Source organism: Natronorubrum aibiense (genome assembly GCF_009392895.1).
GTDB lineage: Archaea > Halobacteriota > Halobacteria > Halobacteriales > Natrialbaceae > Natronorubrum > Natronorubrum aibiense.
The window spans coordinates 93,284-108,228 of sequence record NZ_CP045488.1 but is presented as its reverse complement, the minus strand read 5'-3'; the positions used below and the strand labels follow the sequence as shown (position 1 = coordinate 108,228).

18 protein-coding genes are annotated in these 14,945 nt (G+C 63.3%); 8 read left to right on the top strand and 10 right to left on the bottom strand.

Annotation, left to right across the window (positions count from 1 at the left end):
- Nucleotides 1–113 precede the first annotated feature (113 nt).
- The 3 genes from GCU68_RS00585 to GCU68_RS00575 all read left to right on the top strand — a co-directional run bounded on the left by GCU68_RS00585 (nt 114) and on the right by GCU68_RS00575 (nt 1,762).
- The gene (locus tag GCU68_RS00585; RefSeq protein ID WP_152938537.1) at nt 114–1,019 is read left to right on the top strand and encodes a DNA-3-methyladenine glycosylase family protein; all 906 of its coding nucleotides are present in this window, start codon (nt 114–116) and stop codon (nt 1,017–1,019) included.
- Between the two features lie 63 nt (nt 1,020–1,082).
- Entirely contained in the window at nt 1,083–1,400 is a 318-nt protein-coding gene (locus GCU68_RS00580) for a DUF3784 domain-containing protein (RefSeq protein WP_152938536.1), read from the top strand.
- An 83-nt stretch (nt 1,401–1,483) separates the two neighbouring features.
- Nucleotides 1,484–1,762 carry an acylphosphatase gene (locus tag GCU68_RS00575; RefSeq protein ID WP_152938535.1) on the top strand — a complete coding sequence of 93 codons (279 nt, stop codon included), beginning with the start codon at nt 1,484–1,486 and terminating at the stop codon, nt 1,760–1,762.
- A gap of 16 nt (nt 1,763–1,778) precedes the next feature.
- Here GCU68_RS00575 and GCU68_RS00570 read toward each other — a convergent pair whose 3' ends face one another.
- The 3 genes from GCU68_RS00570 to GCU68_RS00560 all read right to left on the bottom strand — a co-directional run bounded on the left by GCU68_RS00570 (nt 1,779) and on the right by GCU68_RS00560 (nt 3,099).
- Nucleotides 1,779–2,096, bottom strand: coding sequence for a hypothetical protein (locus GCU68_RS00570; RefSeq protein WP_193565062.1), 318 nt, complete (start codon nt 2,094–2,096; stop codon nt 1,779–1,781).
- Nucleotides 2,097–2,187: 91 nt separating this feature from the next.
- Nucleotides 2,188–2,685: a hypothetical protein gene (locus tag GCU68_RS00565; RefSeq protein ID WP_152938534.1), complete on the bottom strand. Its 498-nt coding sequence runs from the start codon at nt 2,683–2,685 to the stop codon at nt 2,188–2,190.
- 57 nt (nt 2,686–2,742) lie between these two features.
- Nucleotides 2,743–3,099: a hypothetical protein gene (locus GCU68_RS00560; RefSeq protein ID WP_152938533.1), complete on the bottom strand. Its 357-nt coding sequence runs from the start codon at nt 3,097–3,099 to the stop codon at nt 2,743–2,745.
- Nucleotides 3,100–3,264: 165 nt separating this feature from the next.
- Between GCU68_RS00560 and GCU68_RS00555 the strand changes: the two genes are divergently transcribed.
- Entirely contained in the window at nt 3,265–4,692 is a 1,428-nt protein-coding gene (locus GCU68_RS00555) for an NAD(P)H-hydrate dehydratase (RefSeq protein WP_152938532.1), read from the top strand.
- On the top strand, nt 4,685–5,182 hold the full coding sequence (gene moaC / locus GCU68_RS00550) for a cyclic pyranopterin monophosphate synthase MoaC (protein WP_152938531.1): 498 nt from the start codon (nt 4,685–4,687) through the stop codon (nt 5,180–5,182). The genes GCU68_RS00555 and moaC overlap by 8 nt, the downstream gene beginning before the upstream one ends.
- A 168-nt stretch (nt 5,183–5,350) precedes the next feature.
- On the opposite strand, the gene GCU68_RS00545 is transcribed toward moaC, so the two are convergent.
- From GCU68_RS00545 to GCU68_RS00525, 5 genes are all read right to left on the bottom strand, one after another.
- Nucleotides 5,351–6,094: a beta-ketoacyl-ACP reductase gene (locus GCU68_RS00545; RefSeq protein ID WP_152938530.1), complete on the bottom strand. Its 744-nt coding sequence runs from the start codon at nt 6,092–6,094 to the stop codon at nt 5,351–5,353.
- 172 nt (nt 6,095–6,266) lie between these two features.
- On the bottom strand, nt 6,267–7,724 hold the full coding sequence (gene phaC, locus GCU68_RS00540; RefSeq protein ID WP_152938529.1) for a class III poly(R)-hydroxyalkanoic acid synthase subunit PhaC: 1,458 nt from the start codon (nt 7,722–7,724) through the stop codon (nt 6,267–6,269).
- A complete protein-coding gene (locus GCU68_RS00535) occupies nt 7,721–8,269 on the bottom strand; it encodes a poly(R)-hydroxyalkanoic acid synthase subunit PhaE (RefSeq protein WP_008159632.1) in 549 nt (182 codons plus the stop codon). Before GCU68_RS00535 ends, phaC begins: the two co-directional genes overlap by 4 nt.
- Nucleotides 8,270–8,320: 51 nt before the next feature.
- Nucleotides 8,321–8,806, bottom strand: coding sequence for a hypothetical protein (locus tag GCU68_RS00530; protein WP_152938528.1), 486 nt, complete (start codon nt 8,804–8,806; stop codon nt 8,321–8,323).
- A gap of 4 nt (nt 8,807–8,810) precedes the next feature.
- A complete protein-coding gene (locus tag GCU68_RS00525; protein ID WP_152938527.1) occupies nt 8,811–9,122 on the bottom strand; it encodes an AbrB/MazE/SpoVT family DNA-binding domain-containing protein in 312 nt (103 codons plus the stop codon).
- Nucleotides 9,123–9,390: 268 nt separating this feature from the next.
- Here GCU68_RS00525 and GCU68_RS00520 point away from each other — a divergent pair, with 268 nt between their 5' ends.
- From GCU68_RS00520 to cdd, 3 genes are all read left to right on the top strand, one after another.
- Nucleotides 9,391–10,026, top strand: a complete 636-nt coding sequence (locus GCU68_RS00520; RefSeq protein ID WP_152938526.1) for a MaoC family dehydratase — start codon at nt 9,391–9,393, stop codon at nt 10,024–10,026.
- 227 nt (nt 10,027–10,253) lie between these two features.
- Nucleotides 10,254–11,678: a phosphohexomutase domain-containing protein gene (locus GCU68_RS00515; protein ID WP_152938525.1), complete on the top strand. Its 1,425-nt coding sequence runs from the start codon at nt 10,254–10,256 to the stop codon at nt 11,676–11,678.
- 46 nt (nt 11,679–11,724) lie between these two features.
- The gene (gene cdd / locus GCU68_RS00510) at nt 11,725–12,117 is read left to right on the top strand and encodes a cytidine deaminase (RefSeq protein ID WP_152938524.1); all 393 of its coding nucleotides are present in this window, start codon (nt 11,725–11,727) and stop codon (nt 12,115–12,117) included.
- Nucleotides 12,118–12,163: 46 nt separating this feature from the next.
- Here cdd and GCU68_RS00505 read toward each other — a convergent pair whose 3' ends face one another.
- Nucleotides 12,164–14,602, bottom strand: coding sequence for a heavy metal translocating P-type ATPase (locus GCU68_RS00505; RefSeq protein WP_152938523.1), 2,439 nt, complete (start codon nt 14,600–14,602; stop codon nt 12,164–12,166).
- 140 nt (nt 14,603–14,742) lie between these two features.
- Complete coding sequence (locus tag GCU68_RS00500; RefSeq protein WP_152938522.1) at nt 14,743–14,943, bottom strand: cytochrome-ba3 oxidase subunit; 201 nt, start codon at nt 14,941–14,943, stop codon at nt 14,743–14,745.
- Nucleotides 14,944–14,945: the final 2 nt, after the last annotated feature.

The following is a 14,945-nucleotide window of genomic DNA, read 5'->3' as shown; positions in this document are numbered from 1 at the left end:
CGCCCCATAGGTGAACCAGCCGTCGACAACGCTTCTATACGGCCACAGTGGCGGCCGTTTGCGTCGTCTTCGGTTCGAAACGCAAAAGCCCGTGCCCTCGAAGGGATGGACAGATGGAGACTGGGACGATTCCCGTAGACGAACTCTCCGGTGGCCTCGATCTCTACCGAACGCTCGAGAGCGGCCAGAGTTACTGCTGGCGCCGCAGCGACGTCGAGATGTACGGTGGGTCTCCTGCACCCAACGCGTGGTATCACACCGTCGTCAGCGCGCCAGAAGACGCTGCGGTGTCCGACGCGGTGATCCGCGTCCGCGTTCGCAACGGCGTCCTCGAGTGGGAGTCGACGGTCGACGCCGACTCGATCGTTCGTCGACTGTTACGGTTAGATGACGACCTCGAGGCGATCGTCGCGGCCGCACCGGACGATCCACTACTCGATGAGGCCTACGCAGCCCACCGAGGAATGCGACTGGTCGAGGACCCCGCTTTCCCCTGTCTGATCTCGTTTATCTGCTCGGCCCAGATGCGCGTCAGTCGGATTCATACGATGGTTTCGACGCTGGCCCACGAGTACGGCACGCCGATCGAGTTCGACGGCGACACCTACCACGCGTTTCCGACGCCGGCCCAACTCGCGACGGCAACCGAGGCCGAACTACGCGACCTCGGTCTCGGCTACCGGGCCCCCTACGTCGTCCGCACGGCCGAGATGGTTGCCGACGGCGAGGCGCACCCCGAGGAGGCACGCACCCTCGAGTACGAGGACGCGCGCGACTACCTCACCCAGTTCGTCGGCGTCGGCGACAAGGTGGCCGACTGCGTGTTGCTGTTCTCGCTCGGCTTCGACGAGGCCGTCCCGCTCGATACGTGGATCAAGTCGGCGATCGAGGACTACTACCCCGACTGTGACTGTGGCTCCTACGCGGCGACCTCGCGCGCGATCCGCGACCGACTCGGCGGCGACTACGCCGGCTACGCACAGACGTATATCTTCCATCACTTACGAACCGGAGAGTGAGCCGACGCGTCGGCTCGCTCGAGTCGCACGACTGTTTTGTGAACTGCGTGGCACTATCGGTTCATGACTAGTGGCTTGTTAGTCGTGTTACTCGTGGTTATGGGCATCGTCGCGATGCTGGGTGTCTTGATCGCGTACTTCGGCCACGTCGAGTTAATCGCTGGCTACGATCCCGACCGTGTCACCGATGAAGATGGGCTGGCGACGTTCATCGGGACGAACACCCTGTACGTTGCCGCGCTCATGGGACTCGTCACGCTCGTCAAGTTGCTCGAGTTACTCGACGACACCGAACTCGTCTGGATCGCGTTCACCGTCGGCGTCCTCGGTCTCACCGTTCGGATGGTCCTTGGCAGTCGGCGCTACGAGACACCACGCTGACCGAACGACACAACCAAACGAACACGAAAACCGGCCCTCGACGGAGAGCCGGATTTTTCCCGATCGCACTCGATCATCCAGCCATGGCAGACCGAACCCGTGCACACGTTTTCGTTTCCGGAACGGTTCAGGACGTCTACTATCGTGCGAACACGCGTGATACGGCCCGCGAGAAGGGAGTCGACGGCTGGGTCAAAAACCTCGAGGACGGTCGTGTCGAAGCAGTCTTCGAGGGGCCCGAGGACGTCGTCGAGTCGATGATCGAGTGGTGTCACACGGGCAGCCCCGCCGCGGAGGTCGGCGACGTCGAAGTCGAGTACGAACCGCCACAGGGAGTCGACGGGTTCGAGATCCGGTACTAATCCTCGGCGTCGTTCGTCATCGGGTGCTGAATCGATTCGTTCGGTGGTCGTCACCGCTGCCGGCGTCGCCGCCATCGTTGTTATCGCTGCCGTCGCCGGTCGCCCACTCGCCGCGCTCGTCGTCGTAGATGTCGATGTGGTGAATCGCCTGTGGCGAGAGGAGACGATTACCCTCGAGTTCGATCCAGCCGTTTGCGTGGACGACGATCGGTCCCTCGTAGAGGACGTCGTCCGACGCGGCGTCGCCGTAGATGACGACGTCGTGGTAGGCTCGCGTAAGCGGGTTCATGTCGTCGGTGAGGATCGAGTCTCGGGAGGCGAACGGCGGGAGCATCGGTGATGAACAGTGACGTTGCTACGCCAGATAAATGTGCTGTATCCGACAGTAACTGGAATCGTCGGTGGTCCAGAACGAGCCGCTGTGTTTACACCTGATCCAGCAGGGAGTCCTCGAGCCACGCTGGTTCGTCAGTGTACTTCCACTCGGCCCACTCGGCCTTCTCACCGGCGTAGTAGGCCCGATACGCGCCGACGGGGTCGTCCGGTCGTTTGTACTCGTCGGGCATCGCCTGTGGCCGCGGCGTCGGCTCCGTGGTCGGAAACGTGATCTCGTCGGGGTCGATGCGCTCGATCACCTGCCAACTGGCGTGGTCGTCGTCCTTCTCGTAGCGCTCGGCGAACTCCGCGTTGAGCGCCCCAGCGTGGTCGCGCAACCGCAGCCAGTTGGCTCGTGACTCCGTGGCCCACTTCGTGACCGGGTGGCCGACGTGGGTCGATTCGTAGAGGAACGCTGCCTTGTACCCGTTCTCGCGGGCTGCCGTACAGAGCACCTGTGCGGCCTCGAGCAGCAGCTTGTTTACGTGCTGATCGCAGTGATACCGCGCGGCAAGGCGCGGGTCCTCGTCGAGCCAGAAGACGTTCACACGGTACGATGGTGCTCGAGGGGCGAGACGCTATCGGTTACGAAAGACGGAGGATGACTACTGCTTTCCAGCAGTCTCTCGGTAGCCGCTGGCGAATTCGAAGGCGACGAGCGCGACGAACAGCGCCGCGACGAGTGCGCCGATGACACCTCGCTCGAGTGGCTCGACCCTGCCGAAGCCGAGCATGGCGATCACGATCGCGAGCATGACAGCGATTCGAACGCGCCGTTCGGGAGAGACGTCGGCGTCGGTCACGGCCAAATAGAGCTGTGGGGCGATGATCCCGATTCCAGCTAAAACGACGAACGTCACCACGGCACTTTGTGCACCGATGCCCGTAAGCCCGATGCCGATCACGGCGAGCCAGACGGCCAGAAGCGAGCCGATGAGGACGCGGTTTTCGCGGGAGACCATAGGACAAACGATCTTGTTAGCCTACTTATTTTACGATTCACGATCCGATGTCTGCGGACCGACTCGGTCCGTCTGTCAGTTATCTCGAGAAGTAGGCCACACTCCCGTCGAGACGGAGGTCACACTCCCACACGCTTAACGCGACCGCGGGCAAACCCACCGGATATGATTACAGGCGAGCGGATGGCTGCCGTCGACGAGAACGCAGCCGCACTGGGTGTGCCACGGAAACAGTTGATGGAGTCGAGCGGTAACGCCGTTGCCCGAACGGTTCGCGATGTGGCCGATCCGGGCTCGAGCGTCGTGATCGTCGCCGGCCGGGGCAACAACGGCGGGGATGCGTTCGTCGCTGCCCGCTTTCTGGACGAATACGACGTCACCACGCTCCTGCTCGGCCGGGCCGAGACTATTGGCACCCAAATCGCTCGCGAGAACTGGGCTGCTCTCGAGCACGCCGATTACGACGTTTGCGAGGTGACCGACTCGAGTGCGTTCGAGTTGCCCGGCGCGGACGTGATCGTCGACGCGATGCTCGGGACGGGAATCAGCGGTGACCTTCGGGAACCGGCCGCCACCGCAGCCGAGGAGATCAATGCCGCCGACGCGACGGTCGTCGCGGTCGACGTCCCCTCGGGGTTCGACGCTGACGACGGCGATCACGCTACCAACGGCGTCACGGCCGACCACGTCGTCACCTTCCACGACACGAAACCGGGACTCGAGGCACTCGAGGCCCAAACCACTGTCGCTGATATCGGCATTCCAGCTGCCGCCGAACGGTTCGTCGGGCCGGGCGACGTCGCCCGCGCACGACCCTCCGACCGAAGCGGTCGTGCGTTCGTCGTCGGCGGCGGACCCTACACCGGTGCACCGGCACTCGCCGCCCAGGCTGCGCTCCGGACCGGAATGGAGTTGTCGTTCGTCGCCGCACCCGACTCCGTTGCCGGCGAGATTCAGGGTTACAGCGAGGACCTCATCGTCCAGCCCTACGACAGCGAGGTGCTCACGCCTGCACAGGTCGACGACCTCGTCGACACTGCAGAACGCTACGACGACGTCGTCGTGCTCGGGCCGGGATTGGGCACCGCCGACGAAACACTCGAGGCGGCCCGCCAGTTCCTCGAGTCCTACACCGGCCCGGCGGTCGTCGACGCGGACGCTCTCGAGGTCGTGCCCGGACTCGAGACCGACGCGACGCTGATCTGTACGCCGAATCGCCGCGAACTCGCGCGGATGGGCGGGCCGGACGTGGACTCGCTATCGGGGGCCGCCGCTGAAATCGAGGCCTTCGCAGCGGACCTCGGTCACGTCGTGCTCGCGAAAGGTGTCGACGACGTCGTGACTGACGGCGACCGAACGCGAATCAGCCGTTCCGGGACGGCTGGCATGGCGGTCGGCGGTACCGGCGACACGCTGGCCGGCGTCGTCGCGGCGCTGCTAGATCTCGCTGAGCCACTCACGGCTGCGGCGGCGGCCGCACAGGTCAACGGCCTCGCGGGCGAACAACTCGCCGAGCGAGACGGCAACGGCCTGCTCGCGTCCGAGTTACTTACGGAACTGCCGCCAGTCCTGTGGGGTGAGCACGATGTCTGACGAATCCGAAGGCCGAGCTGACGAACTGACCCACACTACTGACGAGGGCGACGTCCAGATGGTCGACGTGGGCGACAAACCAGACAGCAAGCGCCGCGCGGTCGCGGCTGGTGAAATCCAACTGCAGTCGTCGACGATCGACGCAATTCGCGATGATGGCGTCGGCAAGGGTGACGTCCTCGCGACGGCCCGCGTCGGTGCGATTCAGGCCGTCAAACACACCTGGGAGACGATTCCGATGTGTCACCAGATCCCGATCACCAACGTCGACACCGAGTTCTCGCTCGCCGACGACCGGATCGAACTCGAGGTCACAGTCGAGACGACCGGGAAAACGGGCTGTGAGATGGAAGCCCTCGAGGGCGTGACGACCGGACTCAACGTCGTCTGGGATATGGTCAAAGCCGTCGAAAAAGACGACGACGGTCAGTATCCCGACACGGGTATCGAGAACGTGCGGGTGCTCACGAAGGAGAAACAGCGATCCTAACTGGGGGTCGACGGAGGCAATGGCTTGCAGACGCATTGGTGGCAACTGCGGGCGCTCGAGACGAACCGAGTTTCAAAAAGAGAGGGTGTCCGCGACGTCACGCTCGGGACGCGACCTCGAGATCGACGGGGGCTCTCAGGGGGTGTCGGGCACGCGAAGCTTCCGGACTTACAGGTCCATTCCGCCGTTAACGTCGATCACTTCACCCGTGACGTAGGACGACTCCTCGCTGGCGAGGAAGCGAACAACGGCAGCGATGTCTTCGACCTCCGCGAGTCGCTCGAGGGGGATCCCCGAGATGATCCGCTCTAAGACCGCATCCGGGACGCTCTCGAGCATGTCGGTCGCGGTGAAACCGGGTGCGACGCAGTTTGCCGTCGACCCGCCTTTGGCGAGTTCGAGGGCGATCGTCCGGGTGAAGCCGAACATCCCACTCTTGGCGGTCGCGTAGTTGGCCTGCCCGAAGTTGCCCTGTTTCCCGACAACACTCGAGATGTTGATCAACCGACCCTCGTCGGCGTTCCAGATGTCGTCGAAGAATACTTGCGTGCAGTTGAACATCCCGCCGAGGTTGACGTCCATGACTCGGTCCCACTCCTCGCGGCTCATATCGGTGAACTGTTCGTCGGCCGTGATTCCGGCGTTGTTGACCAGCACGTCCGCCGGCCCGAACGCCTCATGACAGACCTCGAGCATGTGTTCGACCTCGGCACGATCGGAGACGTCTGCACGCGCCGTGATCGCCTCGCCGCCGGCCGATTCGATCGCCTCGACGGCCTCGTGTGCATCGCCTTCCGACGATCGGTAGTTGATCACGACGTTTGCACCTTTTTCACCGAGGTGCTGTGCGATTCCCCGCCCGATACCGCGTGCCGAGCCCGTGATAACGCAGGTGCGTCCTTCCATCGACATGATGCATACCTATTGTAGCTCCGATGGTAAATAACAACCTGTTAGATATTGGAACCGAACCGATTCGGTTTCACGAGAGGTGTCACTGGTAGAGATCGTTGCTGGGCAGCACTGACAGAAGACACGGCGACAACCGAGTGAAAACGAGCCGTGGGCTAGTCCGGCGACGGCGTCAGCGGTTCTGGGCCTGTTCGATCCAGTCTTCGATTCGGCTCGGTGAGATTCCCGTCTCGGTGGCGAGTTCCGCGACGTCGGCCGCAGCGAGTTGGGCAAACGTCTCGACGCCAGCGTCAGCCAAACTGTCCGCGTACGCTTGTCCAACACCGGTGAGGTCGGTGAGGTCGTCCGCGTCTGCGTCAGTTTCCGTGGGCTGGTCGTCTTCCACTTCGCCAACCACCTCATCGTCCCCGTGTTCGGATTCGAGTCCCGTCCCACCGTCGGTGACGTCCTCGAGACTGGATTGGTCGCCGGCGTCAGCAGCGACCGTTGTATCCGTCTGTGGGCCTGTTTCAGCCGTAATCTCGGCGGCGGCTTCGGCCTCGGTCCCGTTCGAGCGCGCTTCGAACCACTCACAGACGTCCGGCCAGAGTTCGTCGTGGCTGCGCGAGGAGACGGACATCCCGATATGACCCGTCGCGAACTCGAGGATCTCGGTATCGTCCGACGAGACGAACTCGTTGAACGGCTTGGAGGCCTCCGGCGGGATGAGGTGGTCGTACTCCGCGACGATCTGGAGCAACGGCATGTCGATGTTCTCGAGGTCGACGTGTTTGCCGTCCAGATAGAGTTCGTTGTTGATCAGCTTGTTTTCCTGGTAGATGTCGCGGATGAACTCCTCGTAGGCGACGCCGGCGACGTCGATTCCCTCGTCGAGCCACCGCTCCATGCGGGCGAAGTTCTCGACGAAGTCCTCGTCTTCCATGTTGTCGTAGAACCGGACATACTTTGTCACGTTGTTCGCAACGGGGTCCATCAGCGCGAACCCGACGTCTAAGAACTCAGCCGGGACGTTGTCGAAGGTGTCCGTGACCGTCTCCGGGTCATAGAAGTCGTCGTCGCCCCAGAGTTCGAGCACCCCACCGTCGCCGGCAAAGCAGAGTCCAGCGGCCATCAAAGCCAGGTTCTGGACCTTCTCGGGGTGTAACGACGCATACATGGCCGACATGGTGCCGCCCATACAGTAGCCAAGGATGTTGATCGCATCCTGTCCGGACCGCTCGCTTACGACGTCAACACAGTTGTCGATGTAGCGGTTGACGTAGTCGTCGAGCGACAGCTTTCGATCGAGCTTCGATGGCTCGCCCCAGTCGATGAGGTAGACGTCGAAGCCGGCCTCGAGCAGCGTCTGAACGACCGAGCGATCGGGCTGCAGATCGAGGATGTACGGCTTGTTGATCAGCGCGTAGACGATGAGGATCGGAATGTCGTGTTGCTCCTCCGTCATCGGCTCGTAGTGGAGGAGCTTCAGTTTGTTCTCCTCGTAGACGACCTCGCTGGGCGTCTGGCCGACCTCGACGTTCTCGAGCGTCTCGGTTCGGTCGGGCGCGACCTGACTCTTCTCGGCCAGATCGGCTGTCGCCTCCCAGGCCTCCCGTTGCAGATCCAAGACGGTTGCGTACGGGTTTTTCATTGTTCGTCGTCCAGATGCTCGAGCACACGATCGAGTTTCTTCTCGACGGCGTGTTGCCGGCGCTCGAGTTCGACGAGGCGGTCGCCGACCTCAACGACACCCTCCTCGGTTGCAAAGCCGAGCGACCGCAGGGTTTCCTGAGACGTCTCGTCGGCCTGCTGTTGGAGTTCGAGCACGTCGCCGACGGTCTCGCCGGTCATCTTGGCGAAAGCAGTCGTCGACATGACGTCTTTGAACGCCTCGTTGGCCGTGTTCAGCCAGATATCACGGAACTCCGCGACGTCGACGTCTTCGCCTTCGAGCGTGTCGTTCATTCGCTCGACCATCTGCTGTGAGGCGTTCATCCACGTCTCGTAGGCGCGAGCATAGCCCTCGACGCCGTCGGAGATCTCGTTGTCGTCGCTGACTTCACCGACGGTCTCAGACCAGCTCTCGACGAACTCCGCTTGGGCTTCCATGTTCTCCTCGAGTGCGTCGAGAAACTGTTCATTCCACTGTTCGACAAACGCGTTCCAGTTTTGCATCTGGGGCTGTGAATCTGTCATTGGCATAAAATTGGGGATCGACTGTCAAAAGGCTACGGCCTAGTCGACGCTCTATGCGGAGACGTCGAACTCTTCGGTGGCCTCTTCGACGTTCTCGGCGACAGCAGTAACGTTCTCTTCCATCTGGCCGTGGGCCTCGAGGAAGGCGTCGAACGAGCTGTCGACCATCTCGGAGTAGCTGGCTGCGAATTCGTCGTAGGCAGCTTCGGATTCATCGAGCGCCTCGAGGACGGCTTCGATCGACTGGGTCTGGGCTTCGGTCGCGGAGTCGAAGCCGTCGTCGACGAGTTCGCGCATCTCGTCGAGGTCGGCGGCGTCCTCGGGCATCGAGGCTTCGAGGGCGTCGAAGTAGGCGTGGACGGCGCCTTTGGTCATCTCGGCGTTGGACTCGAAGAGCGAACTCGAGGACTCCATCGCGTCGCCGAAGGCGCTGATCGACGCCTTCTGGGCCTCGAGGGCGTCGTGGGTGAAGTTCTGGGACTGTTCGACTGCGGTGCGCTGGGCGTCGAAGACGGCGGTGAATGGGTTCTGGGTCATGGTATTAGTCTCGGTTGCGTTTGACGGGAACGACGATCGTCTGGACGATATCTCCCTCTTCGATGTCGAGGGCTTCCCGTTCTGGACCGGGAATACTGATCCGACCGCCGCTCTGGACGCGAGCTTTGAACGTTGCCGTTCCCATGTTCATCGGCCCGAGAGCCGATCCCGTGTCGAACGGGTTCGAACTCCCTGCCTGCATCATCTTCCGCAACAGCTCCTGCTGGGATTCGGCAACCTGCTCGCCTGCCTCCTGCATCTGTTCGGTGAACATTGCAGGCGGGAACCAGGGCGTTCGGTCGGAGTCGTCCGTCATCACCTGTACCAACTCCCCAGAGGAACATAAGTGTTTCCGTCAAATACCATCTGATACCATCTAATGGAAATACCTGCGTTCAAGCACCACTGAAAGTTTCTGCTCGGTTCGCAGTGCGATCGATACGTTCCGATCCATCCGTATCAATTTTGGCCGAAACCAGCGCTGAGAGCCGTTCTAGTACTAAATTACCAGCAAATATCTAGAGTAACTTCTGCTTGGGTAAGCCAAAGAAGTCATAACCATCACACACCTACAGACAGACTAGATGTCCCACCAGAATACTGCGAAAGGAAATTTCGCTGCGATGACTGACGCGTGGGCGACGATGACACAGACCGTCCTCCAGAGTGCAACCGCGGCAAACCGTGCGGCCATGTCCGCGATGCTGGCGCCGAACCTCTCGAACGGTTCGGAAAGCGAAACCGTCGCGCCGTCGATACCGTCGATCGACCACTCCCGTCTCGACTGGCAGTTCGACCGGACCGTCGACGACACCGACAGTATCAGCGTTGGCGACACTGTCACGTTCGAGAAGGTCCTCAGCGAAGACGACGTTCGTGCGTTCGCACACGTAAGCGGCGACACGAACCGACTTCACCTCGACGAGGCGTTCGCAAGCGACACCCGGTTCGGCGAACGGATCGTCCACGGCACGCTCGTCTCCGGCCTGATCAGCGCCGCACTGGCTCGACTCCCCGGCCTGACGATCTATCTCTCCCAGGATCTCGAGTTCAGCGGCCCCGTCGGGATCGGCGACCGCGTCTCCGCTCGCGTCGAAGTCGTCGAAGACCTCGGCAACAGACAGTACCGACTCGAGACGATCATCCGAAACGAAGACGACGACGCGACCGTCATCAACGGTGAAGCTGTCGTCCTGATCGACGATCTCCCTACGGAGTAATCACCGTCGTATCCCGCTCGAGCGACGGCAGTCAGCTCGACACCACGCAGCCTTCGGTCCGGCATCCCCGCCCGGACCGATACCGATGGGGCGCTACGGCGACCGACAGCCGGCGACCGATCGGTTGCGCCACCAGATTCTGTGTCTACGTCGACCCCATCGAGTAGGATAGACCTGAGAGTGGTTTTCTCCGACAGTATAAGTAGTTCCTCGCGGAACGGACCCGTATGACCGTATTCGGGACTGCAGGGATCCGTGGTCCAGTCGAGGAGGTGACCCCGTCGCTGGCCCTCGCTGTCGGCCAAGCCGCTGGGGAGCCCGGTGAGACGTTCGTCGTCGGCCGCGACGGCCGAGAAACCGGCCCCGCGCTCGCTGCGGCCCTCGAGGCCGGCCTCGAGAGCGCGGGTGCCGACGTCCGTCGGCTCGGCCAGGTGCCGACACCGGCGCTCGCGTTCGCCTCGCGCGGACGACAGGGCGTGATGGTCACTGCGAGCCACAACCCGCCCGAAGACAACGGGATCAAACTCTTTACGGACGGCGTCGAGTACGACCGCGACGCCGAGCAGGCTATCGACGACCGACTCGAGGGCGACGACTGCACGACTGGACTCGCATCGTGGGACGACTGGGGCGAGTCCTCATCACTCGACGTCCTCGAGCAGTACCGCGACAGTGTCGTCTCGTACGTTTGCGAGGAGTTCGACAGCGGTTCCCCAGCGGAGCCGTCGGCGTCGCCACTGGCCGGGCTCTCGGTCGCCGTCGACTGTGGCAACGGAATGGGATCGGTCGCGACACCACAGGTCCTCGACCGCCTCGGTGCCGACGTCGTCGCAGTCAACGCGAACGTCGATGGCCACTTCGTCGCCCGCGAGAGCAAGCCGACGCCCGAGACGTTGTCGTCGTTTACAGCGTTTCTCGAGCAGGGAAGCGAGGAACAGACGAGTGGTGGGCCCGAAAACAAGTTTGATCTCGGCATCGCTCACGACGGCGACGCCGATCGACTCGTCGTGCTCGATTCCGACGGTGCAGTCATCCACGAAGACACGATCCTCGCGGTGGTCGCAGCCCACTACACTGCGGCGGCCGACGTCGACGACCCTGTCGTCGTCACCACGCCTAACGCCTCTGCCCGGATCGACGAACTGGTCCGCGACGCCGGCGGCCGCGTCGAACGCGTTCGACTCGGTGCGCTCCACGAGGGGATCGCTCGAGAGCGGAGCCACGACGACGACACCGAAGTCGTCTTCGCCGCCGAGCCGTGGAAACACATCCACACCGCCTTCGGTGGCTGGATCGACGCCGTCACGAGCGCCGCCGTCGTCGCCGCGCTCGTCGCCGACGCCGGCGGGACGGACGCCCTCCGAGCGCCCGTTAGTGAACGCCCCTACCGAAAGGTCAGCGTCGACTGTCCCGACGACGCCAAGGCCGACGCGATGGCCGCCCTCGAGACGGCACTCCCCGATGCCTTCCCCGACGCGACGGTCGACACCGACTACGGGGTCCGCCTCGAGTTCAACGACGCCTCGTGGGTGCTCGTCCGACCCAGCGGAACTGAGCCGTACGTTCGAATCTACGCCGAAAGCGACACCGTCGACGACCTCGTCGACGCGACACGCACCGTCGTCGAGTCGACGATCGACGACTCGAGGTAGTACGCAGTAGGCAGGTTCTTGCGTTCAGCCCAAGTCACTCTCAGCTATGCACGACCTGATCGATGCCGCTCGTGACGTCCAGTTGACTGCCCACGTCCCCTACTCCGAGTACGCCGTCGGTGCCGCGCTCGAGACCGAATCCGGCGAAATTTTCGTCGGCTGTAACATCGAGAACGCCAACTACAGCAACAGCCTCCACGCCGAAGAGGTCGCGATCGCCGAGGCGGTCAAAAACGGCCACCGCGAGTTCGCCCGGATCGCCGTCAGCTCCGGCCGCCGAGACGGCGTTACGCCCTGTGGAATGTGTCGCCAGACGCTAGCCGAATTTTGTGACGACGACCTCCGCGTCGTCTGTGACGAAGGCGAGGGCGAACCGCCGACCGAGTACACGCTCGGCGAACTGTTGCCGAATACGATCACCGAAGAAACGCTCGAGTAGTCGTCTCCGTCAGCCGTCGCCGTCGTTTCCGACGTGCCGTGAGCGATCACAGCGACCGCGAGGAGTTGAGGACGACCAGCAGGCTACTCGCCGCCATTGCCAGCGCCGCCAGCAGCGGGTTCAGCAGGCCGGCGATCGCGAGCGGGATCGCGAGGGCGTTGTAGAGGAACGCCCAGCCGAGGTTCTGCCGGATTCGCCAGTAGGTTCCCGAGGCGATATCGAAGATGTCGGCGACGGCACCCAGATCGTCGCCGACGATCACGGCGTCGGCAGCATCGGTCGCGAGTTGCGTTCCGCTACCCATGGCGATACCGACGTCCGCGGCGGCCAGTGCGGGCGCGTCGTTGCTCCCGTCGCCGACCATTGCCACCGTCCCACGCGCGCGAAGTCTTCGAACGGTCTCCGCCTTGGCCTCGGGCGGCACACCCGCGAAAACCTCGTCGACGCCGTCGACGGCCCGAAACCGGTCCGCCGACGCGCCCTCGTCGCCGGTGAGCACGACGACCTCCCGACCCTCGGCGAGCGTCTCGACGGCGTCTTCCCAGTCTTCGCGCGGCGAGTCACCCACGACGACGACGCCGTGGGCGCGGCCATCCCAGCCAACGACGACTGGGACGTCACCCGACGCTCGCACGCGGTCGATCCGGTCCTCGAGCGATGACGGGATCGACAGCTCGTGGTCTCGAAGGAGGTCCGGATGGCCGACGAATACCCGCTGACCGTCGACGATCCCACTGACCCCACGGGAATACCGTTCGAACCCGTCGACATCGGCAGTGTCCTCGCGGTCGCGATCGTCGAACACTGCCTCGGTGATCGCTTGCCCGATGGGGTGTTCCGAGAGCGCTTCGACGGCACCGGCACGCGCCAAGAGTGTTGCAGCGTCTGTGTCCGTCGAACCGTCCCCTGTGACGACGTGGACGCCTTCGACCGACATTCGGCCTTCCGTGAGCGTCCCAGTCTTGTCGAGGACGACGATGTCGATATCCGGTGCGTCCTCGAAGATCGTCTCAGCAGCGACGACGACCCCGCGTCGGGCGGCCGTCTGGACCCCGGAGGCGATCGCAAGCGGTGTCGCGAGCCCGAGCGCACACGGACAGGAGACGATGATGACCGTCAGGCCGACGAGAAACGCCGTTGCAGGACTCGAACCGGTCGCAAGCAGGATTCCAGTGACGGCGACCGCGAGGGTGACGACCAGCGGGACGAAGATCGTCGCGAGCTTGTCCGCGAGCCGCTGGACGCCGGGTCGGGCGCTTTGAATCGACCACAGCAGGGAGACGAGCCGATCGTGCGTGCTCTCTGCGTCGTCGCCGACTTCGACGATCAGGGGTGCGTCGGTGACGACCGTCCCACCCCGGACCGGATCGTCCAGCCGTTTCTCGACGGGAAGCGACTCACCGGTAACCAGCGACTCGTCGACGGCAGCCTGTCCGTCGACGACGGTACCGTCGAGTGGCACGCGCTCGCCGGGCTGGACGAGCAGATGCTCGCCGGGACCCACCTCCGAAAGCGGGACGATCTCACCGCCGTCCGCACGACGGGCTTCGTCGACCTGTGACTCGGTCAGCTCCGAGAGGAGGCCGGCGGCACGGCGTTTAATCACGCCCTCGTAGTAGGTCCCGGCCGTGACGACGAGGATGATTGCGACCGTAACGTCGAAGTAGAGATCCGTCCGCCCGAGTACTATCGCAAGCGTGCTGTACCCGTACGAGCCGGCCGCGGCGAGCGAGATGAGCAGGTCCATGTTCGGCATCCCTGCGCGGAGACTCACGTACGCGCCGCGCAGGATCGGATAGCCGGTGTAAAACAGGACAAACGACGTCATGAGCCAGATGTTCGCGGCGATGTAGTAGCCGTCGTAGCTACCGAAATCAGCCAGCGGCTCGTACCCGAAGTACGTCGGGTACAGAAACAGCGCATACCAGATCATAACCATCATCCCGAACATCCCGCCGCCGATCAGGAACTTCACGAGCGCCGCCTCGCGTGGCTCGTCGCTTCGGCCCTCGCCCCGGTCGCGAGCCTCGTAGCCGTATCCCGAGACGAGGTCCGGAAGCGACTCTGCCTCGAGTGACTCGGGGTCGTACACCAGTCGAAGCGTATCCGTGGCGTAACTCGCTTCCGCACCCACAACGCCGTCGGTCGCAGTCGCTCGCGTCTCGAGGAACGCCTCACAGGTCGCACAGTGCATCCCGTCGACGGCGAGAAACGCGTCCTCACCGTCGACGTCGTCTAAGTCGGGACCGTCGTCGTCGAGTCGGTCGCGGACGGCATCAGCGTCGGTGTCGTCGACCGTCTCGAGCGTCCGGTGGACCTCGAGACAGCCCTGACAGCAGAACGTCCCGTCGATGTCGTCGTCGGTGACCGGGTCCGCTGGGGTTGGAAACGAACAGAGCGTACACTCGCCTGCAGCGTCTTCTCGAGCGTCTGCTGGCGCGCTCGAGGCGGGTTCGGCGTCGGATCGTGACTGGGGTCGACTCATGATGTGACGAGACTACGAACGGACCGGATCGCGATGGCTGGGAGAACGATAGTGGTGAACGCTCGAACACCGGACGTGGACATAGCGGCGCTGTGTGATCGAGGACGAGATGGCCGATCCACCCGGGTCCACCCGTTCACTTACGTTTCGGCGGATCCGTGGACGTGTGGCTCCTGTAACGGGCTGAACGCGATGTAGAGGCTCGTAATAATAATCAGGACGTTGATCGCGGAGATCGCACCTGCCGGCAGCGATCCCCACAGCGCGTACGACAACACCGGCAAGAGTGCCAGTAACCCGGCCACGAGTGCAACTCGTGGAGAGGCATCCTCGAGTACCATAC